Below are 25,229 nucleotides of genomic sequence, written 5' to 3' on the forward strand. Positions count from 1 at the left end.
GTTGACGGCAGAGGGCTTGTCTCTACATTTCGCCGCCCACGTTGGTGGGGCTCACCTCGGGCAGGACCTTCACCTTGCGCCCGTCGGAAAGGCCCCGCACACCGGCGGCGATCACCTGCATCCCCTCTTCCAGGGGGCCGTCGATACGCAGGCCTTTGCGGTCCGCGCCCAGGAGTTCCACCGACACCTGACGTGCCGCCATCTCCTTTTCATCCACCACCCAGACAAAGCTGCCTTCCTCCACGGTGTTCACCACCGCGGTCTCCGGAACGGCAAACCCTGCCTCCACATCCCTTGCGGTGAGGGTCACCTCCGAGGCCATGCCCGGACGGATGCGGTGCCCCGCATTCTCATTGAGGGTCAGGTAAAGGGGGTAGGAACGGTTGGAGGGGTTGGGATTCTTGGAGAGCTCCTTGACCGTTGCGGCCAGGGTCTCACCGGGCAGGGCGTCAAACCGGCAGGCGATGCCACCGATGCGCTTGACGATGGGGAGCATCCCCTCGGGGATGGCCACCTCCACCTCCATGTGATCCAGGTCCACAAGGGAGATGACGGGCTGGCCCTGGGCCACGGTCTCGTGGTTTTCGATGAATTTTTCATGCACATACCCGTCAAAAGGGGCGATGAGCACTGTGTCGGCCAGGCTGTTCTTTGCCTCTTCCAGATTTTTTTCCGCGGCATCCACACTCGCCCCGGCCACCTCATAGGTGGCGGTGATGCTGTCGAAAGTGGCCTGGGCCGCGGCGCTCTCCGCACGCAGGGTCTTGTAGCGCCGGTACTGGAGTTCCGCCTCTTTCAACTGGGCCCTGGACACGGTCAGGCTGGCGGTGAGGGTGGCCACCTTGACCTCGAAGTCCCGCGGATCGATGCGGGCGATAACCTCTCCTTTCCGCACTTTTTCTCCCCTGTCCACGGCCAGGGTCACCACAGGCCCCCCCACCCGAAAGGAGAGATCCACGTCCCTCAGGGAACGCACCGTACCGGGAAAGCGCCACGCGGCGTTCTCGCCGGGCCGACACAACGTCACCGCCTTCACGGGACGGATTGTCTTGTTCTCCTGCACCTTGTTGGCCTGGCTCTCCGAGCATCCGGCCGAGGCCAGGGCCAACATCAGCCCTGCCACAAGGGCCGCCGCTCCCCGTATGTTTATCTGTCCTGTTCGTTTCATCATTCCATCGTTCCTGTATTTAATTGTGAAGGGGCGAGAGTCCCCTAACCCGGATATTTCACAATAACCGACCGCCATAGCATTGCGGCCACCTTGATCCGATCGGTTTCCCATAAAATCTCCGGGTTAGCCCTTTGCCTTCCAAAACGAGACATGCACATGGCCCAAATCCTCCAGGGCCCAGACCAGAAGATCCCGCTGGGCCGCTACACCCTCGGGATCCCTGACCTGAGACCATTCGATGGCCACGGCCCAGTCGTTTTCAATGCGCTCGTTGCGGTAAAGCCTGCAGGCACGTCCGGCCACATGGCAAAATCGTGTAAACAGGGCAGACACCTTGTGATCGCTGCCCAAGTCCGTCAACCTCACCGTGATCTCTTCCCTGCAATTCATAGTCTGCTCCATTTACCGGGCGAGCGAGTCGGCTCGCCGTTGATCATCCGTATGCGTAGGCATGATGTATCCGGGAAAACACCTTGCCCGCCCTTTGGGCCGACCGCCCTGAAGATGGGGGGGGATCATTGCGACCGGCGCGCTGGAACAGGTGTCGATGTTTTCCCGGACTCCCTGGCGGGAACCACCCGAAGGTGACAGGGGGCTGTTACCAAGCCATCCCCCTCCACCGGGATTCACTTCTTTACCTTGCCAAAAGCATGCCATATTTTTTACTCATGTATATTCAGGGTATTACACACAAGCAAAATCAAAAATGTCATATACAACATTTTCATATGTTGCATACGGCACCCTCTTTCGGTACATATCGTATATGACACTTTTACTGCCGCACCTTCCCATTGCGGCGGACCTTATGGGTGAATCCCGCCTTTTCCATTGGAGTAACGCCATGCCCAGAACCGACGACATCAGCTTTTTCCACCAGGGCACCCTTGCCATCTGCGGAAGCATCGACATCGGCGAAGCCCTGCAGGAGTGCCTGGTCTTTCTGCAACGCTACATGCCGGCCGAAAACATCACCATGGACTATCTGGACACATCCATCCCGGGCATCTGCACCGTGGCCCAGGCGGGCTTTCCCCTGATGGCACCGGGAACCATTGTGGAGATCTCCGACCGTGAGGTGGCCTTCATCGAATCCCAGTGGAGCCAGACCACCTTGAGCAACCGCCCGGAAGACAACCCTGTGGCCCAGCGGGTGGCGGCCCACGTGGGCATCGATTCCGTCTTCTCTTCAGCCGTCCTTCACCTCATGACCAAAAACCAGCGACTGGGGGTGGTGGCGGTGAGCGCCTTGAAGGAGGGGCAGTTCACCGAAGAACACGCCCGGCTCCTCTCCCTGCTCCACGACCCCTTTGCCGTGGCCATGAGCAACGCCTTGAGGTACCAGGAGGTGCTTCGACTTCAGGAGATGCTCAAAGACGACAACCGTTTTCTGACAAACGAACTCCACCGCATGAGCGGGGACACCATCATCGGGGAACATTTCGGGCTGAGGGAGGTGATGGAAAAGGTGCGGCAGGTGGCGCCCCTGGACAGCCAGGTGCTTCTTCTGGGGGAAACCGGGGTGGGAAAGGAGGTCATCGCCAACGCAATTCACTACAACTCATCGCGGTCAAAGGGCCCTTTCATCAAGGTCAACTGCGGGGCCATTCCGGAGAGCCTTCTGGACAGCGAGCTCTTCGGCCATGAGAAAGGGGCCTTCACCGGCGCCCTCTCCCGGAAACGGGGACGGTTCGAGCGGGCCCACGGGGGGACCCTGTTCTTAGATGAGATCGGGGAGTTGCCCCAGGCAGCCCAGGTGAGGCTGCTGCGAGTGCTTCAGACCAAGGAGTTTGAACGGGTGGGGGGCACGGAGCCCATCAAGGCGGATGTGCGGATCATCGCCGCCACCCACCGGAGGCTGGAGAGCATGGTCAAGGAGAACACCTTTCGGAAAGACCTCTGGTTCCGGCTCAACGTCTTTCCCATGACCATCCCCCCCTTAAGGGAGAGAAAGGCCGATATTCCGGCCCTGGTAAACCATTTCATCGAAAAAAAGAGCCACGAGATGAAGCTGCCCTACCGCCCGGTGCCGGCCCCCGGGGCCCTTGAGCGGCTCCAGGGCCACCACTGGCCCGGCAATGTCCGGGAGCTGGAGAACATCGTGGAGCGGGAGATCATCCGCAACTACTCCGGGGACCGCGACACCCCGTTGCTCTTTGCCGAGGTGGCGGCGCCCCAAGGACTTGTCCGCGAACCGGCAGCCCTCCCGGCCGAGGAAGGGCCCACCAACCTGGATGCGGTGATCAGCCGGCACCTGAGCCACATGATGACCCGAACCGGCGGAAAAATCCAAGGGGAAGACGGGGCGGCCGCCCTGTTGGGCATCCACCCCAGCACCCTGCGCCACAGGCTGAGAAAGCTGGGAATTCCCTTCGGGCGCGGGGCGTTCTGACAGAATTCTTACGCTTCGGCCTGCATGAGGGCCAGGGTGGTGTCCAGCATGCGGTTGGCGTAGCCCCACTCGTTGTCGAACCAGGCCAGGACACTCACGGTGTGGCCGGAGACACGGGTCTGGGTGCCGTCCACCACGGAGGAGCGGGGGTCGTGGTTGTAGTCGCAGGAGACCAGGGGCACCTCGGTGTAGCCGAGGATGCCGTTCATCCCGTTGTGGGCTGCTTTGTACAGGGCCTCGTTCACGGCCTGGGCATCGGTCTTCTCCCGCACCTGGGCGGTGAGCTGCATGGCCGAAACGTTGAGGGTCGGCACCCTCAGGGCCAGGGCTTCAAAGCGCCCCTCAAGGTGGGGGAGGATGCGGTCCAGCCCCTTGGCAAGCCCCGTGTTCACGGGGATGATGGAGTGGCTGGAGCTCCGGGTCTTGCGGAGGTCCTGGTCATGGTAGGCGTCGATGACCGGCTGATCGTTCATCATGGAATGCACCGTGGTGATGACCCCGCTCTCGATGCCGAAGGACTCGTCCAGGGTCTTGATCACCGGCACAATGCAGTTGGTGGTGCATGAGGCGTTGGAGATAACGGTGTGCTCTTTTTTCAGGGTGTCGTGGTTGGTGCCGTACACAATGGTGGCGTCCACGTCCGGTTCGGCCGGACAGGAGTAGACCACCTTTTTCGCCCCGGCCTCAATGTGCTTCTCGGCCATGGCGCGCCGGGTGAAACACCCGGTGCACTCCAGCACCACGTCCACGTCCAGCCGGTCCCAGGCCAAGCGGGAGAGCTCTTTCTGGTAGGTAACGGCAATGGGGTCCCCGTTGACCACCAGGGTGTGTCCCTCGCAGGAGACCTCCCCGTCAAACCGCCCGTGGGTGGAATCGTACTTCGTCAGGTGGGCGATGGACTCGATATCGGAAAGCTCGTTGATCCCCACGATCACCAGGTCGTCCCGGTGACCCGACTCGTAAAGGGCCCGCAAAATACATCGCCCGATACGACCATATCCGTTGATTGCAACTCTGTATGTCATGAAAACCAATCCATAAAAACCTGCCTGCGCCCGGCGCCTTTTCGAAAGCCCCCTTCCGGGCGCCCTGCGCAAACCGTTTTTTCTTCCGTCACCCCTGATGCCGGCTGTTGTGATGCGTTCGTTACGAAGCGCCTCCCCTTTGCATAAAAACACTGGGGAAAACGCCTTGACAGTTCCGGGTCCGGCCCCGGCGGTCGTGTCACCTCCGGGCCGGAAAGGGCTGTACTATACCAAAGTCCCGACCTCAAGTGTAGGGATATATCCCGGACAGGGGCGCCCGCAAGGCGTCACCCCTCCATGGCGGCGGAGATCACGGCCATAAGGTCGGCATGGGTATAGGGCTTGACGATGGCCGCGCAGAACCCGTGGGCCATGTAATCGGCCATCACCGGATCGTTGGAGTAGCCGCTGGAGACCACCACCCGGGCATCGGGATCCTGTTGCAGGATGATGCCCGCAGCTTCCAGACCGCCCATGGCACCGGCCACGGTGAGGTCCGTGATCACCACGTCCACAGGTTCCGGCCCGCCATGGTGTTCCCTGTAAACGACCACCGCCTCTTCACCGCTGGCGGTGAGCAGCACCTCATAGCCCATGGAGACCAGAAGGCCCTCCACCACCTCCCTGACCATCTCTTCATCGTCCATCACCAGGATCCGGCCCCGCCCCATGGCCTGGGGCCGGGGCTGCGCTTCAAGGGGCTCAGAAAGAGCCTCCTCCGATGCGGGCAGGTAGAGGGTAAAACAGGTCCCGCGGCCGGGGGTGGACGCCACCTCGATGTGCCCGTCGTGCTTGGACACGATGGAATGGGTGGTGGCAAGGCCGAGGCCGCTTCCGGTTTTCTTGGTGGTGAAAAAAGGATCGAAGACCCGGTCCCTGATCTCCTCCGGGATGCCGGGCCCCTCGTCGCAAAAGGTGAGTTTCACATACCGGTCGCCCTTGAGGGGAAGGAGCCCCACCTTCTCCGCCTTGATGGAGTGGTTCTCCGCGGCGATGGTGATGACCCCGCCCCGGGGCATGGCCTGCACCGCGTTGAGGATCAGGTTCTGGGCCACCTGGCTGATCTGGCCCGCATCGATCTCCGCAGGCCAGAGGTCGTCGGCAAAACGGGTTTCGCAGCGCACCCGGCTGCCCCGAAGCACAAACCCGGCGGACTCCCGCACCACATCCACCACCGAAGCCACACGGATGACGGGCGCCCCGCCCTTGGAGAAGGTCAAAAGCTGCTGGGTGAGGTCCTTGGCTCGGTCGCAGGCCTTGAGCACATCCGTCAGGAGCCGATGGGTCTCGGAGGCCTCCTGGCAACGGGTCCGCGCAAGGCTCACCCCGCCCAGAACCGCCGTAAGGATATTGTTGAAGTCGTGGGCGATGCCCCCGGCAAGCACCCCCACAGACTCAAGCTTTCTGACCTTGAGGAGTTCATCTTCCATGCGATTTTCGTCGGTGACGTCCCGGAACACGAGGACCACCCCCACAATGGTGCTGGTGCGATCCATGATGGGCGCCCCGCTGTCTGCGATGCTGCGCTCGGTGCCGTCTTTTGCGATGAGGGCCGTATGATTTGCCAGGGTGATGATGTTGCCCGTGGCCAGGACCTTATCCACAGGGTTTTCGCACGGCTTACGTGTCTTCTCGTTGATGATGCGGAACACCTCGGACATGGGGCGCCCGACGGCCTCGTTCTGGGTCCAGCCCGTAAGCTTTTCAGCCACCTTGTTCATCAGGACCACATGCCCGGAGACGTCGCTGGTGATCACCCCGTCCCCGATGCTCCGAAGGGTCACGGCCAGGCGCTCTTTTTCCTCGGAGAGCTTCTCCTCGGCCTCTTTCCTGGCGCTGATATCCCGACCCACGGAGACCACGCAGGCCTGGTCCGTAAGGCGGGCCACCTTCAGGGAGACCTCCACCCAGAAAGCCGTTCCGTCCTTTCGTCGGCTCTGCCACTGGACCACCCGGGGGTCTCCCTGGGCCACCTGCCGAAACAGGGCCATGGCCTTGTCCCCGGTGGAGTCCCCTTCCCCGGAGAGAAGGGTCTCAAAGCCCGCCCCCAGGATCTCGTCGCGCCCATACCCCAGCATGGCAAGTCCGGGCTTGTTGATGTCCACCACCTCACCGGTTTCGGCGTCATGGAGGATAATGGCGTCGTTGGGGGTATTGAAAATCTCCCGGTAGCGCCGCTCACTTTCCCGAAAGGCCCGCTCCGCCTGGAGCCTTTCGTCGATCTGGCGACTCAGGATATCGTTGGCCTTGGAGAGCTCCTCCGTACGTCGGGCCACCTTCCGTTTCAACGTCCAGCTCCACAGCAGAAACAAAAGGGCCACAGCCACCAGGGGGCCCACCACCATGGACATGTGGACCAGGAGCTCCTTGCCGTTAAACTCCCTGGGCCGGTAAGCGCCGAACCACTTGGCATGAATCTCGTCGTACTGCCCCGAGGCCTTGATGGCGCTGAGCCCCTCGTTGAGCAGAGAGAGCAGACGCTGGTCCCCTTTTCTCACGGCAAAGCAGAAGGCGCGCTGTAAAATGGGAGGGCCCACGGGCCGGATGGCCTCCAGGCCTTCGTCCTTGATGATCATGAGCCCCTGGAGCCGGGAGACAAGGGCCGCATCCCCCTCCCCTGCCGCCAGGGCCTTGAGCACCTCGTGCATGTTCTCCCGCACCACGATCTCCACGGGTTCGCCCCTCTGAAGCAGATAATCGTGCCCGATGTCTTCTTTCTGAACAATCACCCGCCTGTGCCGGGTATCGTCAAGGTCCCGGATGGGACTGCCCTCGGGGACAAACACGGCGTAGGACGCCACGTTATGGGGCGAGCTGAAGGCAAAATGCCTCAATCGTTCCGGGGACCTGAACATGCCCATGAGCACATCCACCTCACCGACCTGAAGGGCACTGCGGGCCTCATGCCAGGGCATGAGCCTCAGGCTGGTGAGAATCCCCATTTCCCGGGCCACGGCCCGGGTGATATCCACATCAAAGCCGGTGGGGGTACCCTGCTCGTCAAGGTACTCATACGGAGGGTAGCTGTTGTCTCCCCCGAAGATCAGATAGGTTGTTCCCTCGGCCACTCCGGCCGAAGACAGCAATCCCACCGCACACACCATACCGGCAACCAGCCGCACCACACAGACCCGGAAGTTAAAACCCAGCACCGCACCCCCCTGTTTCGTATGTCACCATGCAGGCATGGTCGTCACGTCACCGACACACAGAGCACCCAAGGCCCCGGCCGCACAACCCGGAACAGCCTCCGAACGGCAAGGCACAAGCCGAGACAGCCGGAGGAACAAATCGCATGTTTACGCTTTGAATTACTGATCGCACGATTGAAGGAAAAACTGAAGGATTTAAAACAGAAAAATCTTCGGAAGGGGGTGTCGAAGCGCCCTATGCAAAGGGTTTTTCAGGCACATCCCCCGCAGAGCCAGCAGCGGGAGAGTCAAGGTGATTTCGGCTTCGGCAGCAGACAGGGTCCTCCCCCCAAGGAAAGGGAACGGCAAAAAGCACCCCGACGAGGCAGAGGGCGAGCACCAGGGCACAAACCAGGGCCCCATGGAGGGAATCCTCAAACAGAGCGGCCCCCAGGGGCAACACCACAAGTGAGCACCCGTATGCAAGGCGCCCCAGCAGGCTCTGGAGGGAAAAATAGGTGCTTCGCTCATGGCGTCCGAGCAAGGGGGCAAGCTCGGCATTCACCAGGGGCGTAGACACCGCGCGGGAAGCGGTTCGGCCCACCAGCATCAGGGCCACCAGCGGATGCACCACAAGGGCCATGGCCCCGATGAGCACCACCTGGAGCAGGGCACAGGCAAGCAAGGTCCGCCGCACCACACACCGATGATGAATCCGTCCGGCAAAGCGCGTCATAAAGGCCCCCAGGCACATGGTCAGGGCCAGGTGCATACCGGAAAGGGGCGGTACCAGGGACGCCCCCGCCCCGGACCACGCCAGGGCCTGCTTCAGGTAGGGTTGGTAAAACTCATAGGGAATATGGAGAAGCACGGTCATGGCAAGGGCGTAGAGGGTAAAAAAGCGAAGGCGGGGCCCCCGGGCTTTCCGAAGGACATGGCGAAGCTGGGGACCGAAGGGCGCCGCCACCTTCCCTTTGGCCCCTTCGGGTTCCGTCATGGTCATCACGATCCCCAGCGAGATCATTGCCGTGGCACACGACAGCCCGTACACCCACCTCAGGTGACCGGCGGCGGCCAGCCCGCCCAGAAGTGCCGCGCCGCCACCGGCCAGGAGGCTGTATTTAAGGGCCCGCCCCTCCAGGGAAGCGTACTCGGCCTCTCGGCCCAAGTCCTTGAGACTCTCGTAGTGAAGGGCCGTGTCCGTTCCCGAAGCCGACGCAAACCCTGCGGCCAGAAAAAGCTGGGCCGCGGCAAACTGCCAGAAGGTGTGGCCGGTCAAAAAAAGAAGGTAGGCCAGGCCCAGGCAGCCGGAGGAACACATCAGGGTCCGCCTTCGCCCGAAGCGATCGGCGAGATATCCCGAAGGGACTTCGGCCGCGGCAACGGCTACATAATAGACAGCTTCCAGGTGCAGGGCCTCGGACAGGCTGAGCACCGAAGAGAAATAGAGAAAAAAGACCGGCCCCCAGAAGTAGCCATCCCTAAAAAAAAGATACCAGGGATATCGCGCAATGTTTGCCGTCAATGCCTCGTTTCGCTCTGTCATAGCCGTCTCACAGATATTTCGATATTTCTGCCAGCTCAGCCTTGATGTCACCGGCTGAGCGTTCTTTCAACGCGTGATCGTCCAGGCAGTGGTCGATATGATCGCGCACCAGGGCCTGCTTGGCGTTGCCCACGGCCCTGTAAACCGCCTGGAGCTGCCTGGCCACCTCCACACAGGGCGCCTCGCCCTCAATCATGGCCACCACCTTGGCCAGGTGCCCCCCGGCCCGTCTCAGCCGCTTGGCGATTTCATCATGATTTTTATGACGTGATGCGTCAGCCATTTGGCCCTCCTGTCATGGCGTCCGTGGTTCATAACCTATCCCCGGGGTGGGGATACATATACAACTACTTATTTTTCATATTCATTGCAAGAAGCAAAACACAGAACATTAGTTCGCGTTACCTGTAAAGCAACAGAAAAACCCACGTTCACGGGAAAAGCCTTTCGTTCTTTTGGCCAAAAAGGGTACAATACCAACACGTAAGGCCAAGCCGTAACAACCGACGCCATAACGCCAACCCGGACAAAACATCCCCTTAAGACCTGAGTCCCTGACGGCACTCCGGGATCAAGCCATACCTCGACCGCTTCGCTTCAGCCCTGCAAAAAAACTTATGTACGCTTTCAGGAGCACCTTCTCCCCTCGCCCTTTTTGTTCCCACCCCTGCTCTTCCTGCTCCTTGCCTGAAACAAACACGCCCGCCCACAGGAGGCTTTCATGAACCCACGTTTTGTTTCAATCCTTGCGGCCCTTGTCTTCCTGGCCCTGGCAGGTTGCAGCTCCAGCTCCGATTCGTCGGACGCCAATTTCGGGGACCTCACCGTCCAGCTCACCGATGCCCCCTCCCCGGACTACAAAGCCGTCTACATCAGCGTCAATCAGGTGGAGGTCAACCGATCCGCCACCGATGAAAACGGGTGGCAGGTGGTGGACATCGTCAACGAAACCATCAACCTTCTGGATTATACCGGGGGGCTCTTGAAGTCCCTCGGCACACGGGAGATGCCTGCCGGAGTGTACAATCAGGTGCGCCTGGTCCTGGCCAGCGCCCCGGATGAAGGAAAAAACATTCTTGGTGATGACCACCCAGCCGACACCCCGCATTACGTCATCTTGAACGAGCCTGTTGATAAAATACACGCTCTTGATGTCCCTATTGAGGATGAATCCGGTGTCGAAGTCACCAAGCAGTTCATCCTCGACACCAACAGCGCCGTCGAGCTAATATTGGACTTTGATGTCATGAGATCCGTGGTTCAGGGGGGCGACGGCGGGCAATGGTTTTTAAAGTCGGTCCTTGAGGTGCTGGATACCCGGGAAATTGCACTCATATCCGGCTCCGTCACCGACAGCCCCACACCGGGCACGGCCCTGCAGGGCACCCGGGTGTCGGTGCAGACCTACGACGGCTTTGCCACCGACCCCAAAAACAGAGTCATCACCATTGGCTCCACCCTCACCGATGCGGCGGGCTCCTATACCCTCAGGGTCCCGGAGGGCACGTACAACCTCGTTGCCTACAATGACAACGAATTCACTCCATTGTGTCGCCGCATCACCGCCCTTACGGCCACCCCCCTCACCGAGGATTTTGCATTGACCGGGACCAACCCCGAAGGCAAGTTAATAGTTAGCCTCACAGGAATTAACGCCGGAAACGAAGAATCTATCACGGTGAGTGTACGCAGGGACGCCCCCTGTGGGACCGGCTTGCCCAATTTCATCGAACTGCTGTCCGAATCCTACTCTGCCGATGGTAACTACGAAATCACACTTCCCCCAAACAACTACACGGTGGTGGCCTTCGGCGACCCCATCTCCTCGACCATAAGCAATACCTGGGAGATCACATCGGGGGGCACCAGAATTTTCGTAATAAATCTTTAACCCCCGAATTGTCAGACATTCAGCTCCCGCTCCAGCTCGTCCAGAAATGACTCCATAACGCCATGGCGACGTTCCGCTTCCCGCCGGGCCGCGCCGGTATGCAGTGTATCTTTAAGGGTCAGGAGCTTGGCGTAAAAATGGTCCACGGCATAGGCCCGATCGTCCAGCTCCCGGTGCCTGCCAAAGGGGTCCTCCAGATGAAACATGGCCGAGTCCATGGTCCCGCCCGTTAAAAAGCAGCGGGCTATGCCCAGGGCCCCAATGGCATCCAGGCGGTCAGCGTCCTGGACCACCCGGGCCTCCAGGGTCTCCGGTGGTTTTCCCAGGCTGAAGCTGTGGGCGTGGATGGCGTGATGCACGGCGGCAAGCGTGTCCCCGGAAACCCCGAGCCCCTTTAAAAACCGCACCGCCTCATCCGCCGCCAGACGGGACGCAAAAGCCCTGTCCGGCGAATTCTTGGGCACGCTCACACAATCATGGAGCCACGCCGCAGGCACAACCACGCCAAGATCCGCCCCTTCCGCTTCCCCGATGCGCCGAGCCATGGACACCACCCGCTTCACATGGCCCAGGTCGTGGGCCCCGTCCTGAACAGCCCGCCCTTTAAGAAACGCTTCACACGCTTTTTCCATCATCTTCTCCTTAAAAATGTCCCACACGTGCACAGGTTCAAACACATGCGTATGAGAGCGCACCCTTATGTGAGTGTGACGCGTTACCAACGATGTAGGGAATATGCGGTAGGGTGCGCTTGCGCACCGCCGATAAATCGTAACGGTCATGCCTCCATATCCGGCTGACCTTCACACAGCATCAAAATATCAGAAGGCGTCGGTTTTTCGAACACTTGGTGCGCAAGCACATCCTACAGGTGATCGCATACCAGGCTGTTAAAGTCACGCGAACCTCCCCCCTTCATCGGGTTCCAGATACCCCCACCTTGACGCCGAAGACTGCTTTGTTTTTTTATGGCGCCCAACAAAAAACCCGCGACTCGGCATGAGTCGCGGGTTTGTTTTTTCATCTGGCGTCAGGGTGGCCCTGACTTAGCCGAGGTACTCGAACAGGGAGCTCAGGGCCTCGTCCAGGTGTTCCGGCTTGGAGCCGCCGGCCTGGGCCATGTCGGGACGGCCGCCACCGCCGCCGCCAACGATGGCTGCGGCTTTCTTGACGATGTCACCGGCTTTGTAGGTTTTGGTGAGGTCTTTGGTCACCAGGGCAAGCAGGAGAGCTTTTCCGCCGGACTCGGTGCCGAGGAGCACAACGCCGGAGCCGATCTTGTCGCGGAAACGGTCTGCCAGCTCGCGGAGCTGGGCCGGGTTTTCCACGGAGACCTTCTTGGCCACGGCGCGGACTCCGTTCACCTCTTTGATGTCGTCATCGAGGCTTTCGGCGGCTTTGCCTGCCATCTGCATCTTGAGCTGCTTAAGCTCTTTTTCAAGGGCCTTGTTGTCGGCCAGGATCTTTTCCAGGCGCTCGGAGAGGTTCTCCGGTGCGCTCTTGACCATGGCCGATGCCTCGGCAAGGGTGTGGAGGCTCTTCTGGGTGCTTTCGATGGCCGAAGCACCGGTGAGGGCCTCGATACGCCGCACGCCCGAAGCGATGCCGGAGTCCGAAAGAATACGGAAGGCGCCGATGTCACCGGAGGCTGCCGTGTGGGTGCCCCCGCAGAACTCTTTGGAGAAATCCCCCATGGAGACCACGCGGACCCGGTCCCCGTACTTTTCGTCGAACAGGGCGGTGGCGCCGGTTTTCATGGCCTCTTCAGCGTCCATCTCTTCCACGCCCACGGGCACGTTCATGCGGATGCAGTCGTTGACGCGGGCTTCGATGGCATCCAGGGTGGCGCGGTCCACCGGGGCAAAGTGGGTAAAGTCAAACCGGAGGCGATCCGGGCCCACCAGGGAGCCTGCCTGCTTGACGTGCTCGCCGAGCACCGAACGAAGGGCGGCATGGAGGATGTGGGTGGCGCTGTGGTTCAGGGCGGTGGCGGCGCGTTTATCGCAATCCACGGCCAGAGTCGCCATGAGGCCTGCCTTCACCGCTCCGCTCTCCACGCGGCACTTGTGGATAAAAAGGCCTGTGGGGTCCTTGATGGTATCGAGGACGGTCAGCTGAAAGCCTTCCCCTGAAAGGGTCCCGCAGTCGCCCATCTGGCCCCCGGACTCCCCGTAGAACGGCGTGGCTTCCACCACAACCTCCACGTCGGTGCCCGCAGCCGGAGCTTCCACCTCTTCACCGTCCACGGCCACCACCAGGATTTTGGACTCTCCGGTAAGGCCTGCGTACCCGGTGAACTCGGTTTTCACACCCGCTGCAGAGAGCTTGCGGAAGGCTTCCCCGCTCCGGGTAAAGGCAACGCTGCTGCGGGATTTTTCCCGCTGGGCTTCCATGGCCTTGTCAAACCCTTCCAGATCCAGGGTGATGGTGTCGTCGGTGATGACGTCGCGGATGATGTCCACGGGAAAACCGTAGGTATCGTAAAGCTTGAAGATCACATCCCCGGAGAGGACTTTCGCCTCAGACGCCTTCACGTCCTCCAGGGCCTCTTCCAGAAGCCTCAGGCCGTTGTCGAGGGTCACGGAGAAGCTCTCTTCCTCATTTTTGATCACGCTGGTGATAAAGGCTTCGCTCTCCTTGAGTTCGGGATAGGCGTCGGCCATCATCTCCATGACCACGCGGCTGGTGGTGTGGAGGAAGGGCTCGGTGAGCCCGATAAAACGACCGTACCGGATGGCACGGCGCATGATGCGGCGCAGCACGTAGCCCCGGCCTTCGTTTGCGGGCATCACCCCGTCGCTGATGAGGAAGGTAGCGGCGCGGCTGTGGTCGGAGATGACCTTCATGGCGATGGCGGTGTCGTTGCAGTCCGTCATCTTCTTGCCGGAGAGCTCTTCCACCTTGCCGATGATGGGGGTAAAGAGGTCGGTGTCGTAGTTGGTATCCGCGTTCTGCATGATGCTGGTGATGCGCTCAAGGCCCATGCCGGTGTCGATGCAGGGGTTGGGAAGGGGGGTAAGGGTCCCCTCTTCGTCCCGCTCGTACTGCATGAACACGAGGTTCCAGATCTCCAGGTAGCGGTCGCAGTCGCAACCCACGGCGCAGTTGGGGTTGTCGCAGCCGAAGCGCTCCCCACGGTCGATGTGAATCTCGGTGCATGGGCCGCAGGGACCGGTGTCGCCCATGGCCCAGAAGTTATCGGCTTCGCCCAGGCGGACGATGCGGTCTTCGGGCACGCCGATCTTCTTGTTCCAGATTTCAAAGGCTTCGTCGTCATCCAGGTAGATGGAGACCCAGAGCTTGTCCACGGGAAGCTTGTACCCGTTGGTGAGAAGGTCCCAGGCAAAGGTGATGGCCTGCTCCTTGAAATAGTCGCCGAAGGAGAAGTTGCCGAGCATCTCGAAAAAGGTGTGGTGGCGAGCCGTGTACCCGACATTTTCCAGGTCGTTGTGCTTGCCCCCGGCGCGAACGCACTTCTGGCTCGTCACGGCCGTTGTGTAGTCCCTCTTCTCTTCGCCGATGAAGGTACGCTTGAACTGCACCATGCCCGCGTTGGTAAAAAGGAGAGTGGGGTCATCCGACGGCACAAGAGACGAGCTCCTGACGTTCCGGTGGTTGTGCTTCTTAAAGTAGTCGATAAAGAGTTTTCGCGCTTCGCTGCCTTTCATCACCTTGCTCCATGGCAGGGCCCTTGGCCCCGGGTTGGGCCGTTACGGCCCCTTGTGGTAAATGGTCAAAATCGACGTTCTCGAAAAAGGGTTCCCCGGGATCGACCCGCCTGGGAGGGTCGCCGGGCTTTTTCGAGGCCACCAAAAATAATATACACAAATAAACAGCAAAAGGGCCTGCGCCTGATCAGGCGCAGCGCCCTTTTTTCAGTTTATCAAATGATTCCTTGCAGAACCACCCTATTATGCGTCCGCCACCTCGTCCGCGGGGGCTTCGGCAATGCCCAGGGCTTCTTTGACCTTGCCCAGAACTTCGTCGTACAGCTCGGTGTTTTCGGCAAAGAACTTCTTGGCGTTTTCACGGCCCTGGCCCACGCGCTCTCCGTTGTAGGAGTACCACGCGCCGCTCTTCTCCACGATACCGGCTTCCACACCGATGTCGATGAGCTCTCCGGTCTTGGAGATGCCTTCGCCGTACATGAGGTCGAACTCCGCCTCTTTGAAGGGAGGCGCCATCTTGTTCTTCACCACCTTCACGCGGGTACGGTTACCCATGACCTCGGTGCCGTCCTTGATGGCGGACGAACGACGGATCTCCATGCGCACGGAGGAGTAGAACTTCAGGGCGTTGCCACCGGTGGTGGTTTCGGGGTTGCCGAAGACCACGCCGATCTTCATACGGATCTGGTTGATGAAGATTACGGTGGTGTTGGTGCGACCGATGGTGGCGGTGAGCTTACGAAGGGCCTGGCTCATGAGGCGGGCCTGGAGGCCCATGTGGGCATCGCCCATCTCCCCTTCGATCTCGGCGCGGGGCACCAGGGCCGCTACGGAGTCCACCACGAGCACATCAACAGCGCCGCTTCGGACCAGCATGTCCGCGATCTCAAGGGCCTGCTCACCGGTGTCGGGCTGGGACACGAGCAGGTCGTCGCAGTTGACCCCCAGCTTCTGGGCGTACACAACATCCAGGGCGTGCTCGGCATCGATGAAAGCTGCAATGCCCCCGCGTTTCTGGGACTCAGCCACAATATGAAGGGTCAGGGTGGTTTTCCCGGATGATTCGGGGCCGTAGATCTCAATGACGCGACCCTTGGGCACACCACCTACTCCCAGGGCCTTGTCCAGGGCGATGGAACCGGTGGGAATAACGGGCACTGACGCCACTTCCCGGTTCCCAAGCTTCATGATGGCCCCTTTACCGAACTGGCGTTCAATCTGACCCATGGCCGTTTCAACGGCCTTATCCCTGTCAAAGGACGTGCCCATGCGCTCCTCCTTGGTCCTCTTTTCGGTCCGCTGCAGACAACCGAAAGTCTAAGGTATAATATCTATCTTGATTTACTGATTTTTTTACATAATTGAGACGAAAAGACATTTTTCGAATTTCTATCGATATATCACTCTTTGATCCATTATGCGAGCCCTGAAATAAACCGCCACCCCCTCCCGATTCCAGGGCTCCGCCCCCCGGCCCTGAGATTTGGTATTGATAAATCAGAACCCTTACTATAAACTTACGAAATCAATACCTTTTACACCCAAAATCTAACCCAGGGCATTGCCATGCCATCCATGCCCGCCGACCTCATCACACCCTGCCTGTTCACCACAAATAAAAACCAAGGAGACCCTCCAAAATGAACACAAAAATCGCAGCCTATGCCGTGGCTATTTTTGTTTCAACCGCACTTCTGGGGTGCCAGCCCGGCAGCCAGGGAAGCAAAACCTACAAACCCGGTCAGGCCCAGCAGGCCATGTCCGTTTATTATGGCACAGTCCTCAATGTGGCCGATGTGCAGATCCAGCATGAAGAGAGCGGCGCAGGGGCCGTGGGAGGTGCCGTGGTAGGCGGGATTGTCGGCTCCACCATCGGCGGAGGCAGCGGCAGCACCCTGGCCACCACCGCCGGAGCCCTGGGCGGAGCTGCCGCGGGAAGCGCAGCCGAACGCTCACGGGCCATGCGCCCCGGGGTTGAGATCGAACTGGAACTCGACGACGGACGCATCATGGTGGTTGTCCAGGAGAAAGACGACGAATACGTCGTGGGGGACAGGGTCCGCCTCATCGAAAGCGGGGACGGCACGATGCGCGTCCGACAGTAACGTCAACGGCAAGCCTTGGATACCGCCAGAAACATAAAGGGCCCTGCAGCATCAATTGCAGGGCCCTTTTGCGCTCTCAAACAAAAACAGGAAGGGACACCGCCTCCGTCAAAAAACACTGGGCACCCAGCCAAAAAGTCCCGAGACAGCCCCCACATAACGAGCAACAACCACACTGTGCGCAGGCACATTAAAAACAAGGCCGAGAATCCCTGAAAAATAAAGATGCATAACCACGCCTTCAGGCGCATACCGGATGCCTTGCCTCCAGAATCGAACCGGCACCACAACACCGGCAAGAACAAGCCCCCAGAAGAGCGCCGTTTCACAAACCGACACCACAGGAACAGCCATCAACACCCGGGTCATATCCACCATGCCCCGAATATCAAAAAACAGATATATCGCGCCGTACATACACTGGGACATGACATACGCCAGGAGCCCCACCTCAACAGCGTAAGATATAGTGGTACGTACAAGGCCCGCAGCGCTCAACAGCAGCACCCCCACCGCCCCCGCGGAAGCCACCACAGCGCCCCAGAACACCACCCAGCCGGCGAGTTCTGCCCATGTCACCGACGCAAAGACCGAAGCCTTACCGAAAAAAAAGGCTCCAACACCAACGCCTCCCATGGAGACAACGTACAGCATCGGGACCATAACCAAGATCAAGGCGTTCAAAGGGTTCAGGACATAGCCTCTTGAGTCCTCGGAGCCCGCATAATACGCGAAATTCACCCACACGCTGCATGCCAGGGGCCTGAAGAACCCTGCATAGAGAACCCCGGCAATCAGAAGCCACAGAACAGCCGCCCTTCCCCCTGAAGCGCTACCCTTCAGCACCTCGTCGCCCAGGTTCATAATGTCCGGGTGCTTGAGCACATAATAAGCGGCACCAAGGGAGACCGCACCCGACGCACCAAAAAGGAAGCGTCCCACCAGACTCTTCCCTGCCCCAAACATGGCCTCAGCCCTGTCCAGGCGTGCCTCGCCGAACCGCGCAGCAAACCCCGCAATAAAGATTCCATACATAAACACGCGCGGGCCCCTGACTGAATAGTGAAAGAGGCTCAGCAGATAACCACTGGCGGCATACGCCACGCCCCCCACCAGAAAAAGCGACAGAAACGCAAGGCCCGGCGGCACGGGTCCATGGACGCTCTTAGTTGAAACGTCACCACCATCCCCCGCCATGCCCCTTTCCTCACATCGAGACGCGCCCCCCAGACCAGTACCGAGCAGCACCATGATCTTGTAGATGATGCCCATGGCGACATCTATTGCCGACCAAAAAGGCACACAGGAAAGGTGCCCATGTCGTATCTTCCTCAGCGTATCCACCGTGTATCCCCTCATCCAAAAAATAACCGACGGTTCTTGCTCACCACAACGGCGATAATCAGTTGTTACGGAACATCCGGGCTTAACGCCTTTGCAAGTTGTTGACAAGGAAATTTTAGCTCAACACCCGGATGACGAGGACCATGGGGCACTCGGCTCGCCCGAAGGGTGAGAAAATCGAGCAGGAAACCGTGAATTACATTTTATGCCTTTAAAATGTCTAATTCCCCAACACACCAACCAATTGTTATAATTCTCTATTGTTACAAAAAGACCGTTTTCTCATGGAATGCCCGGGCTAAATTTCAATGGGACTATTCCACAGTTCTGTGCTTAATTGAGAGGGTCCCTCTCAACCAGCAGCGTTAGCTGAAAATAAAACATGCTGCTATGTGATTTGGTAACAGGAAGGGTCCATCATTTTTGGGAATAACGAGTCTTACAGAGGAGTAATCATGGATTTTACTGCCGCAGCCTCAACGCATACCAAATTCAACTGGAGGGTCCGTTCTCTGGCTTCCGATTTCATACTCGAGGATACCTGGGAGTTCCCATATGAATTCAGCGCAAAGGACGGGGTCGATTTACATTTGTTCCAGAAATCCGCCATTGAGCCCATGATGAAGGATATTTACGATGTCTCCTTAGCGGGAATGCTCTTCAGGGTACGAAAAGTTTTAGGCGCTTTATTTCGTATCGATAACAATTTGAACAATCACCCCATTCCGGGCTGCAGAGAAAAAAGCCTTCGGGATCGTTTGCAGGAGAGGGACCTTGAAAAAAACGCTCCGCAGCGCGCGATGGACATCTCAACGCGCGACTATATGGACTTCAGGCCAGTGTATACCTTCGAGGACGAAACGCTCCATGAGCTCTCCAATTCCACCGAGCATGCGTTGATGCACTATGCCTGGTCTCCCTCGGGAGACGGAAAGTGGAAGGTCCGCCTTGCGGTGTACATCAAGTACAGGAGCAGTTTCAGCGCGCTTTACATGAGATGTATCCGACCATTCCGACACTACGTGGTCTACCCCCACATTTTCAGGAAGTGCATGGACCACTGGGAAGCGCGATCCGATGAAGGGATCGCGTCTTGATGACCAGAAGGGTTAAAGCTTCGAATAGGCACGTTCCGTTATGCCCATCCTAACCCGCATATTTCATGAGAAAACAACCAGCCAAAACAAAAACACTATGGCTTCAGATAGCTACACTAAAAATCTTAGCTATTTTGAAAATGCAAAATGTAAATCGACGTTTGTTGTTTGAATTTGATATCACTCCTTTGCCGCCATTCAGACACCATTCGGGCTACGCTTTTAAACAAACCGTGTATAAAGGGTGTGCTGTATGGACTCCGAATAAAGGCATCAACATTCCGCTGACACCGTTTCAGATCATATGGACCTTGAACTGAGGCGGCCCGAAAGTGGTGAGGGAAGGATGGACCAAAGAGATCCCCCTAAGGCCGGGCTCTCCTTGATTCTTACCAAGGCAACGTATGCCGAAGAATTCACAAGGGTACAGCCAATTTCCCCCTGAAAAACCCCTCCACACTAGCGTAAGCCCAAATCGTCATTAACTTAGTGCAAAGAGGTTTTTTGGTTAATTTTCGAATTTATTATTTTCAAAAATTGTTACTTAACCGCAACAACGTCTATTTCTATTTTTACATCTTTGTACAATCTAGCCACTTCCACACACACCCTGGCCGGCTTGTTCTCTGTAAAAAATTGTGCATAGGTCTCGTTGATTAGCGGGAAATCATTCATATCCGTTATAAATACCGTTACCTTAACGATATCATTTAAAGTATACCCTGCCTCTTCGATGACAGCCTTTACATTCTCTAAAGACTGTTTTGTCTGTTCTTGTACGTCATCAGAAACACATGCCATAGTTCCCGTAATAAAAGGGACTTGCCCTGAGACATAGAGTGTTCCATTAGCCTCAATAGCTTGCGAGTAAGGCCCTACAGCAGCAGGTGCATTCTCAGTACTAATAACTCTTTTCACCGTCATTTTCTCCTTCGCTATTATTGCATTTAAATTATTAGAGAAAGGATCAGATCTCTTCTCTGCAGTATTTATCCCTGAGAATTTTCAAGTACTCTGCGCCTTTCTTGGCTCCTTCAAGCTGGTCCTCCATCATCTTCTCGATAAATTCATCGTCTACTGCCTTATGAGGGAAGTAATAATCAAGAGGCTTAATCAAATTTCTATCGTACGGAGCTTCTCCCACTTTAAAGGCACCTTCTCCAACTTCGAAAACGCCTCCCGCACCTGGTACTCTCTTGAAATCAGCACAATAAGGAAAGCACATCTCCATGTTGATCCTCTTCAATGTGGACTTTTCAACCATTATCTGAAAGATTTTATCTATATCGATATTTCCCGTACCGGCAGGGACTCCAGCTACAAGATAACCATATTTAGCATCCGAATCCTCTACTATTATGTGATCTTTAAAATGAGTAGTATATGTATAAGGAGCCATTTTCTCAGCCGCCTTAACAGGATCTTCCCAAGCCATCATGGAATTTCCAAAATCATAATGTAGCCCTACCCAATAAGAATTTACGTCTTTCACGATATTGATTATTTCATCGGAGACCTCATATTCATGATTCTCAAGACCAAGTTTAATTCTATATTTTTTCAAAAGGGGTACTATTTTTTTTAAGTCTTTTCGTGTTTGCTCATAAAGGGTTTCATCAAACTCATCGAATTTGATATATGTTCGTATAACGTCTGCTCCTATATGATGAGCTACCCTTACAGCCTTTCTTAATTCTGAATAACTTGTACCATTGCAATCAATCTCAGCATAAAGATTGTGTTTTTCTATTTCTTTCCTTACCTTATCTAAATTCTCCTTATTATCAGGACCGACCTGCCCCAGCTCAGGATGGAGCCCCCATCCAGGAATAATATTTAACTCAACGCCCTCAAAGCCAAGCTCCGCCGCCTTTCTTATAAAATCAAAAATATCCATTTTTCCATACTGAAAATATAGATGAAAACTTTCTGTTTCGATGCCAATTTTCATTATCGCCCTCCTTTAGAATAATTGATCACATCAAATTAAATAAGATACTCGACCACGCAATTCAAACGGTTCAGTTCATTCTGTTGTTTTGTGTTGTTTTATTTCAATTTTCGTAAAGACTATTTTTCAGGGCCACACACGCAAGCAGGCCCTATCGATTATTAGCCTGAACCCCCTGAAAAATTGTAATTTTTTTATATTTTGCCTTTATCATTTATGTGCATCCTAAATAAATTTTAGAATCAATGCTTTGAGCCATAGCCACAAATAAAGGCATGATATCGAATGATTCCCCATAGAGAACCCAAGACTACCCACAAAAATGCATAAAACCCAATCCGCAGGGACTCATCATAAGAATGTTCTTTATCACAACGCAATAAACCGACAAACTCTACGAGCCCTCCCCCACCACAAGACACTCACTTTACCATCTAAATTATTTGTATTTTTCACTGCGCCTTAACCTTATTGATTCTTTCATACCAATTCATACCACCAAAAAAACCATAAAACAACACAAAGCAACAAAAGACTTTACAAAGACACCATTGACGATTACAATCAAACCAATTAAATTTGACAACTATCTGGAGGCTTACAATGGAAAAGAGTAGTGTCTTTAAAAAATGGTTTACATTTATCGTTTTAATTATCGGGGGCGGATCGATTTATAAGCTATCGTCCCTAAAGGATGTTTTCTATATTCCAATGCAGGAACACTTCCATCTGACACACACTCAGATAGGTAATGCATTATCAATCTATTCGACAGTTGCCACCTTAGGTTTTCTTTGTGCCATATATTTTGCAGATAAGTTTTCGAAAAAGGTCGCACTTCCTGCGTCCCTTATCGCAACGGGACTTTTAGGGATATATCTTTCAACTTTTCCAGGGTATCATGGGATACTGATAGTATGGGCTCTATTTGGCATTACTTGTGATATGATGTATTGGCCCATCCTTTTAAAGTCAGTAAGTTCACTGGGGCCAAAAGAAGAACAAGGAAGACTCTTTGGTTTCTTGGAAGCAGGAAGAGGCGTAGTAGACACAATCGTTGCATTTACAGCACTCGCGATATTTGCATGGTTAGGTAAAGGTGCCGGGGGCTTAAAAGGGGCCATTCTCTTCTTTTCGATATCAGTTATCGTAATCGGAATTATTTCATTCTTCTGCCTTGAACATGATGCTCCGACAAAAAAATCTTCTGGGGGATTTAAGGGAGAGTTTGAAGGAGTCCTGAAAGCTCTTAAATGCAAAGAGATATGGATAGTTTCTTTCACTATATTTTCTGTGTATGCCGTATACTGTGGACTTACGTATTTTATTCCGTTCCTGAAAGATATCTATGGGCTGCCTGTAACACTTATTGGAGCTTACGGAGTAATAAATCAATATGGACTGAAGATGGTCGGGGGGCCTATAGGTGGATTTTTAGCAGATAAAACATTCAAATCACCAAGTAAGTATCTGAGGTTCTCATTCCTTCTTTCAGTTGTTGGAATGATTATATTTATAATGCTTCCGCATGAATCAATGAATGTATATATTGGGATGGTATTTACCCTTGGATTTGGGTCGATTATCTTCACACAAAGAGCGATCTTCTTTGCGCCAATGGGAGAGATAAATATTCCGGATGAAATTTCTGGATCAGCAATGGCTATTGGGAGCTTTATTGGATATGCACCTGCAATGTTCTGTTATTCGCTTTTTGGCAAAATGTTAGACAAATTCCCAGGTTACACAGGATATAGAATAGTCTTCCTTCTAATGATTGGGTTTGCTTTACTCGGATTTATTATAAGTAGTATCCTAGTAGGAATAACCAACAGAGAAAAAAAAGCCAATGATGATAAGGTTGCCAATAATGAAAAAATACTCGTGACAAATTAATCTGTTAGCCCACGGAGCTTTCCGTGGGCTTTTATTATAAATAATATCACAATTAATTACTGTTCAGTCAATTTTACACATACATTATATCCGAACCTGAAAAGCAGGTACTGAAACTACCCTTGAAAAATAATTAGCTTTCTTGGTCATAGAAGGGACAAGAAAATTTCTCGACATTAATTCTGAATATTATAGAATAATGGACAGATAAAATCTTTCTTCCCTTCAGTATCTTAATGCTGATATAGGAACCAGTTGCATGTGCTATGCTGGTATTGGTATTGTAGAAGGATCTATTACAATTCAAAGAAATGCATAAGAGGCCTATTTGGGATGATAAAACTCAAATTGCGCTAAATTTCATAGTTTAAAGAAAAATGAGGTCTTTATTTGTTAGTCGAAGAACGCAAACAAAAAATCATACAGTTATTAGAAGAAAAAGGACAGATAGAAGTCTCCTACCTGACAGAACTTTTCAATGTATCTCTGCAGACAGTCAGAAGAGATTTAGAGGCGTTAGAAAGCGACGATATCATAAAAAAAGTATATGGCGGAGCCATATTGAATAAAGCGAAAGTCAAGAGTTTTAGTCGTTCTAATAGAGAAAAGAGATCGTTAGAAGAAAAGGCCGAAATTGCAAAAATTGCGGTAAAACTTATTGAAGAAGGAGATTCAATCGCTCTAAATGACAGCACCACAAACCTTGCAATTGCAAAATTGATAACAAAAAAATTTAAAAAACTAACTGTCATATCGAATTCATTAACCATTATAAATAAATTATCGGATATTGAAGGGTTTAATGTCATTCTTGCTGGTGGGATATTGAATGTAAAAGAGCAAGCATTTTTCGGAAAAATAACCGAAAGAATATTAGATGAATTTATTATAGATAAAGCATTTATAAGTGTCAGCAGCTTCTCTCTGAAAACAGGAATTACAGACTATCCCTTGGAAGAGGTTCAGATTCAAAAAAAACTTTTAGATATTAGCCAAAAAGCAATCATTATTGCCGACAGCAGTAAGTTGGAATCGACATCTCTTATCAAAGTGAGCGATATTTCTAAAGTGGATCTTTTAGTCACCGATTCGAATATCCCCCTAAAAACCAAAAATGCATATACAAAATTTGGAATCAACTTAATCAATAAGTAATATTATTGATATCTGTACAGGAATAGAAATACCTCACGTGACCATTTGAGCAGATGTTCTTTGTAATCTAAAGGTTCGCAGTCCTTTTATTTCAACGTTTTTGGATGCTTTGGTTTCAGAATCTGCTCAGCACTATGGAAATTTTCCCGCAACGCATCAAGCCCGTATCGAAAGATACGGGAATGAATGGGTCGCACCTACACATTTCACGATATGCTTCATCCCGTCGGAGTAACAGATATAGTTGTTACCCGCCCCGCATACGGCCTACCAAGGTAAAAGGGTGTAAACGCAACATGAACAACCAGCCCCAGGCCACCTAAAAACAGCCCCACGACACTGATCTCAAAGGCAATTGCCTCCCGCTGCGTCAGAAAAAGAGGAGGGCCTTGACATTGGGCAAACGTAAAAGATAAAGCGTCCTACCAATTTCTGCCTCTTTAAACGTCGATAATCTCCCGCTCAGCATAAGGATTCCTAAGCCGAAGAGTGCATAGCTCCACCTGCCTCACCAGCCCCCCCGCCACTCCCACATAAACGAGACCACATGATGCTCACCACATATCCAAATACAAATCTTCACCTAGCCAGAACCTTTTCCGTTTGACATCCATAAACCCCTCATGTAATGACAATTCAATAAATCCAGAATAATTGTTGGCAAAGGATTATGATGCCGATTGCCTTTTTTATGTGCAGTTCATGATCAGCCGATGGGATATCCCCTCTTCGACAATGTATTCTGGCAGACATACAGGGGCCCAAGCAGATAAGAACACATTCCCTGGGAATGCCGTGATGAAGTAACCCGAACACCGTGGGCAACGCGCTGGTGACTCACCACGCAGCCGGAGGGT

General features: G+C 54.6%; 18 protein-coding genes. 6 read left to right on the top strand and 12 right to left on the bottom strand.

Features of this window, described 5'->3' with window-relative positions; translation table 11 throughout:
- Nucleotides 1-22: 22 nt before the first annotated feature.
- Both ACOYW0_RS02705 and ACOYW0_RS02710 read right to left on the bottom strand, forming a co-directional pair.
- Complete coding sequence (locus tag ACOYW0_RS02705; RefSeq protein ID WP_482417049.1) at nt 23-1,171, bottom strand: efflux RND transporter periplasmic adaptor subunit; 1,149 nt, start codon at nt 1,169-1,171, stop codon at nt 23-25.
- A gap of 123 nt (nt 1,172-1,294) precedes the next feature.
- Nucleotides 1,295-1,561: a hypothetical protein gene (locus tag ACOYW0_RS02710; protein WP_180144028.1), complete on the bottom strand. Its 267-nt coding sequence runs from the start codon at nt 1,559-1,561 to the stop codon at nt 1,295-1,297.
- Between the two features lie 454 nt (nt 1,562-2,015).
- On the opposite strand from ACOYW0_RS02710, the gene ACOYW0_RS02715 reads away from it, so the two are divergent.
- Nucleotides 2,016-3,563 (top strand): sigma-54-dependent Fis family transcriptional regulator, encoded by a 1,548-nt coding sequence (locus ACOYW0_RS02715; RefSeq protein WP_482417050.1) that lies wholly within the window; start codon nt 2,016-2,018, stop codon nt 3,561-3,563.
- 8 nt (nt 3,564-3,571) lie between these two features.
- On the opposite strand, the gene gap is transcribed toward ACOYW0_RS02715, so the two are convergent.
- The 4 genes from gap to ACOYW0_RS02735 form a co-directional block, all read right to left on the bottom strand.
- On the bottom strand, nt 3,572-4,588 hold the full coding sequence (gene gap / locus ACOYW0_RS02720) for a type I glyceraldehyde-3-phosphate dehydrogenase (protein WP_482417051.1): 1,017 nt from the start codon (nt 4,586-4,588) through the stop codon (nt 3,572-3,574).
- A gap of 287 nt (nt 4,589-4,875) precedes the next feature.
- A complete protein-coding gene (locus ACOYW0_RS02725) occupies nt 4,876-7,740 on the bottom strand; it encodes a PAS domain S-box protein (RefSeq protein WP_482417052.1) in 2,865 nt (954 codons plus the stop codon).
- A 235-nt stretch (nt 7,741-7,975) separates the two neighbouring features.
- Nucleotides 7,976-9,265, bottom strand: a complete 1,290-nt coding sequence (locus ACOYW0_RS02730) for an MFS transporter (protein WP_482417053.1) — start codon at nt 9,263-9,265, stop codon at nt 7,976-7,978.
- 7 nt (nt 9,266-9,272) lie between these two features.
- The gene (locus tag ACOYW0_RS02735) at nt 9,273-9,548 is read right to left on the bottom strand and encodes a metal-sensing transcriptional repressor (RefSeq protein WP_180144013.1); all 276 of its coding nucleotides are present in this window, start codon (nt 9,546-9,548) and stop codon (nt 9,273-9,275) included.
- A gap of 438 nt (nt 9,549-9,986) precedes the next feature.
- Here ACOYW0_RS02735 and ACOYW0_RS02740 point away from each other — a divergent pair, with 438 nt between their 5' ends.
- On the top strand, nt 9,987-11,156 hold the full coding sequence (locus ACOYW0_RS02740; protein WP_482417054.1) for a DUF4382 domain-containing protein: 1,170 nt from the start codon (nt 9,987-9,989) through the stop codon (nt 11,154-11,156).
- A gap of 11 nt (nt 11,157-11,167) precedes the next feature.
- Here ACOYW0_RS02740 and ACOYW0_RS02745 read toward each other — a convergent pair whose 3' ends face one another.
- From ACOYW0_RS02745 to recA, 3 genes are all read right to left on the bottom strand, one after another.
- Nucleotides 11,168-11,791: an HD domain-containing protein gene (locus ACOYW0_RS02745; protein WP_482417055.1), complete on the bottom strand. Its 624-nt coding sequence runs from the start codon at nt 11,789-11,791 to the stop codon at nt 11,168-11,170.
- Nucleotides 11,792-12,202: 411 nt separating this feature from the next.
- Nucleotides 12,203-14,824 (bottom strand): alanine--tRNA ligase, encoded by a 2,622-nt coding sequence (alaS, locus tag ACOYW0_RS02750; RefSeq protein WP_482417056.1) that lies wholly within the window; start codon nt 14,822-14,824, stop codon nt 12,203-12,205.
- A gap of 243 nt (nt 14,825-15,067) precedes the next feature.
- Nucleotides 15,068-16,093: a recombinase RecA gene (recA, locus tag ACOYW0_RS02755; protein WP_482417057.1), complete on the bottom strand. Its 1,026-nt coding sequence runs from the start codon at nt 16,091-16,093 to the stop codon at nt 15,068-15,070.
- A 371-nt stretch (nt 16,094-16,464) separates the two neighbouring features.
- Between recA and ACOYW0_RS02760 the strand changes: the two genes are divergently transcribed.
- Nucleotides 16,465-16,929 carry a glycine zipper 2TM domain-containing protein gene (locus ACOYW0_RS02760; RefSeq protein ID WP_482417058.1) on the top strand — a complete coding sequence of 155 codons (465 nt, stop codon included), beginning with the start codon at nt 16,465-16,467 and terminating at the stop codon, nt 16,927-16,929.
- A 108-nt stretch (nt 16,930-17,037) separates the two neighbouring features.
- Here the strand turns inward: ACOYW0_RS02760 and ACOYW0_RS02765 are convergent, their stop codons facing one another.
- Entirely contained in the window at nt 17,038-18,201 is a 1,164-nt protein-coding gene (locus ACOYW0_RS02765; RefSeq protein ID WP_482417059.1) for a hypothetical protein, read from the bottom strand.
- A gap of 527 nt (nt 18,202-18,728) precedes the next feature.
- Here ACOYW0_RS02765 and ACOYW0_RS02770 point away from each other — a divergent pair.
- On the top strand, nt 18,729-19,370 hold the full coding sequence (locus ACOYW0_RS02770) for a DUF2867 domain-containing protein (RefSeq protein ID WP_482417060.1): 642 nt from the start codon (nt 18,729-18,731) through the stop codon (nt 19,368-19,370).
- A gap of 540 nt (nt 19,371-19,910) precedes the next feature.
- Here the strand turns inward: ACOYW0_RS02770 and ACOYW0_RS02775 are convergent.
- On the bottom strand, nt 19,911-20,294 hold the full coding sequence (locus ACOYW0_RS02775) for a RidA family protein (protein WP_482417061.1): 384 nt from the start codon (nt 20,292-20,294) through the stop codon (nt 19,911-19,913).
- Nucleotides 20,295-20,337: 43 nt separating this feature from the next.
- Nucleotides 20,338-21,321, bottom strand: coding sequence for a sugar phosphate isomerase/epimerase family protein (locus ACOYW0_RS02780; RefSeq protein ID WP_482417062.1), 984 nt, complete (start codon nt 21,319-21,321; stop codon nt 20,338-20,340).
- Nucleotides 21,322-21,924: 603 nt separating this feature from the next.
- Between ACOYW0_RS02780 and ACOYW0_RS02785 the strand changes: the two genes are divergently transcribed.
- Nucleotides 21,925-23,217, top strand: a complete 1,293-nt coding sequence (locus ACOYW0_RS02785) for an MFS transporter (RefSeq protein ID WP_482417063.1) — start codon at nt 21,925-21,927, stop codon at nt 23,215-23,217.
- A gap of 390 nt (nt 23,218-23,607) precedes the next feature.
- Nucleotides 23,608-24,372, top strand: a complete 765-nt coding sequence (locus tag ACOYW0_RS02790; RefSeq protein ID WP_482417064.1) for a DeoR/GlpR family DNA-binding transcription regulator — start codon at nt 23,608-23,610, stop codon at nt 24,370-24,372.
- Nucleotides 24,373-25,229: the final 857 nt, after the last annotated feature.

The organism is Desulfoluna sp. HI9BLuna (genome assembly GCF_056829775.1).

Bases quoted from the DNA above. Each gene is read 5' to 3' on its own strand.
- ACOYW0_RS02760 (WP_482417058.1), top strand. From the start codon at position 16,465: ATGAACACAAAAATCGCAGCCTATGCCGTGGCTATTTTTGTTTCAACC.
- ACOYW0_RS02765 (WP_482417059.1), bottom strand. From the start codon at position 18,201: ATGGGCATCATCTACAAGATCATGGTGCTGCTCGGTACTGGTCTGGGG.
- ACOYW0_RS02705 (WP_482417049.1), bottom strand. From the start codon at position 1,171: ATGATGAAACGAACAGGACAGATAAACATACGGGGAGCGGCGGCCCTT.
- ACOYW0_RS02770 (WP_482417060.1), top strand. From the start codon at position 18,729: ATGGATTTTACTGCCGCAGCCTCAACGCATACCAAATTCAACTGGAGG.
- ACOYW0_RS02745 (WP_482417055.1), bottom strand. From the start codon at position 11,791: ATGATGGAAAAAGCGTGTGAAGCGTTTCTTAAAGGGCGGGCTGTTCAG.
- alaS (WP_482417056.1), bottom strand. From the start codon at position 14,824: ATGAAAGGCAGCGAAGCGCGAAAACTCTTTATCGACTACTTTAAGAAG.
- ACOYW0_RS02730 (WP_482417053.1), bottom strand. From the start codon at position 9,265: ATGACAGAGCGAAACGAGGCATTGACGGCAAACATTGCGCGATATCCC.
- ACOYW0_RS02780 (WP_482417062.1), bottom strand. From the start codon at position 21,321: ATGAAAATTGGCATCGAAACAGAAAGTTTTCATCTATATTTTCAGTAT.
- ACOYW0_RS02715 (WP_482417050.1), top strand. From the start codon at position 2,016: ATGCCCAGAACCGACGACATCAGCTTTTTCCACCAGGGCACCCTTGCC.
- ACOYW0_RS02735 (WP_180144013.1), bottom strand. From the start codon at position 9,548: ATGGCTGACGCATCACGTCATAAAAATCATGATGAAATCGCCAAGCGG.
- ACOYW0_RS02785 (WP_482417063.1), top strand. From the start codon at position 21,925: ATGGAAAAGAGTAGTGTCTTTAAAAAATGGTTTACATTTATCGTTTTA.
- ACOYW0_RS02775 (WP_482417061.1), bottom strand. From the start codon at position 20,294: ATGACGGTGAAAAGAGTTATTAGTACTGAGAATGCACCTGCTGCTGTA.
- recA (WP_482417057.1), bottom strand. From the start codon at position 16,093: ATGGGCACGTCCTTTGACAGGGATAAGGCCGTTGAAACGGCCATGGGT.
- gap (WP_482417051.1), bottom strand. From the start codon at position 4,588: ATGACATACAGAGTTGCAATCAACGGATATGGTCGTATCGGGCGATGT.
- ACOYW0_RS02740 (WP_482417054.1), top strand. From the start codon at position 9,987: ATGAACCCACGTTTTGTTTCAATCCTTGCGGCCCTTGTCTTCCTGGCC.
- ACOYW0_RS02710 (WP_180144028.1), bottom strand. From the start codon at position 1,561: ATGAATTGCAGGGAAGAGATCACGGTGAGGTTGACGGACTTGGGCAGC.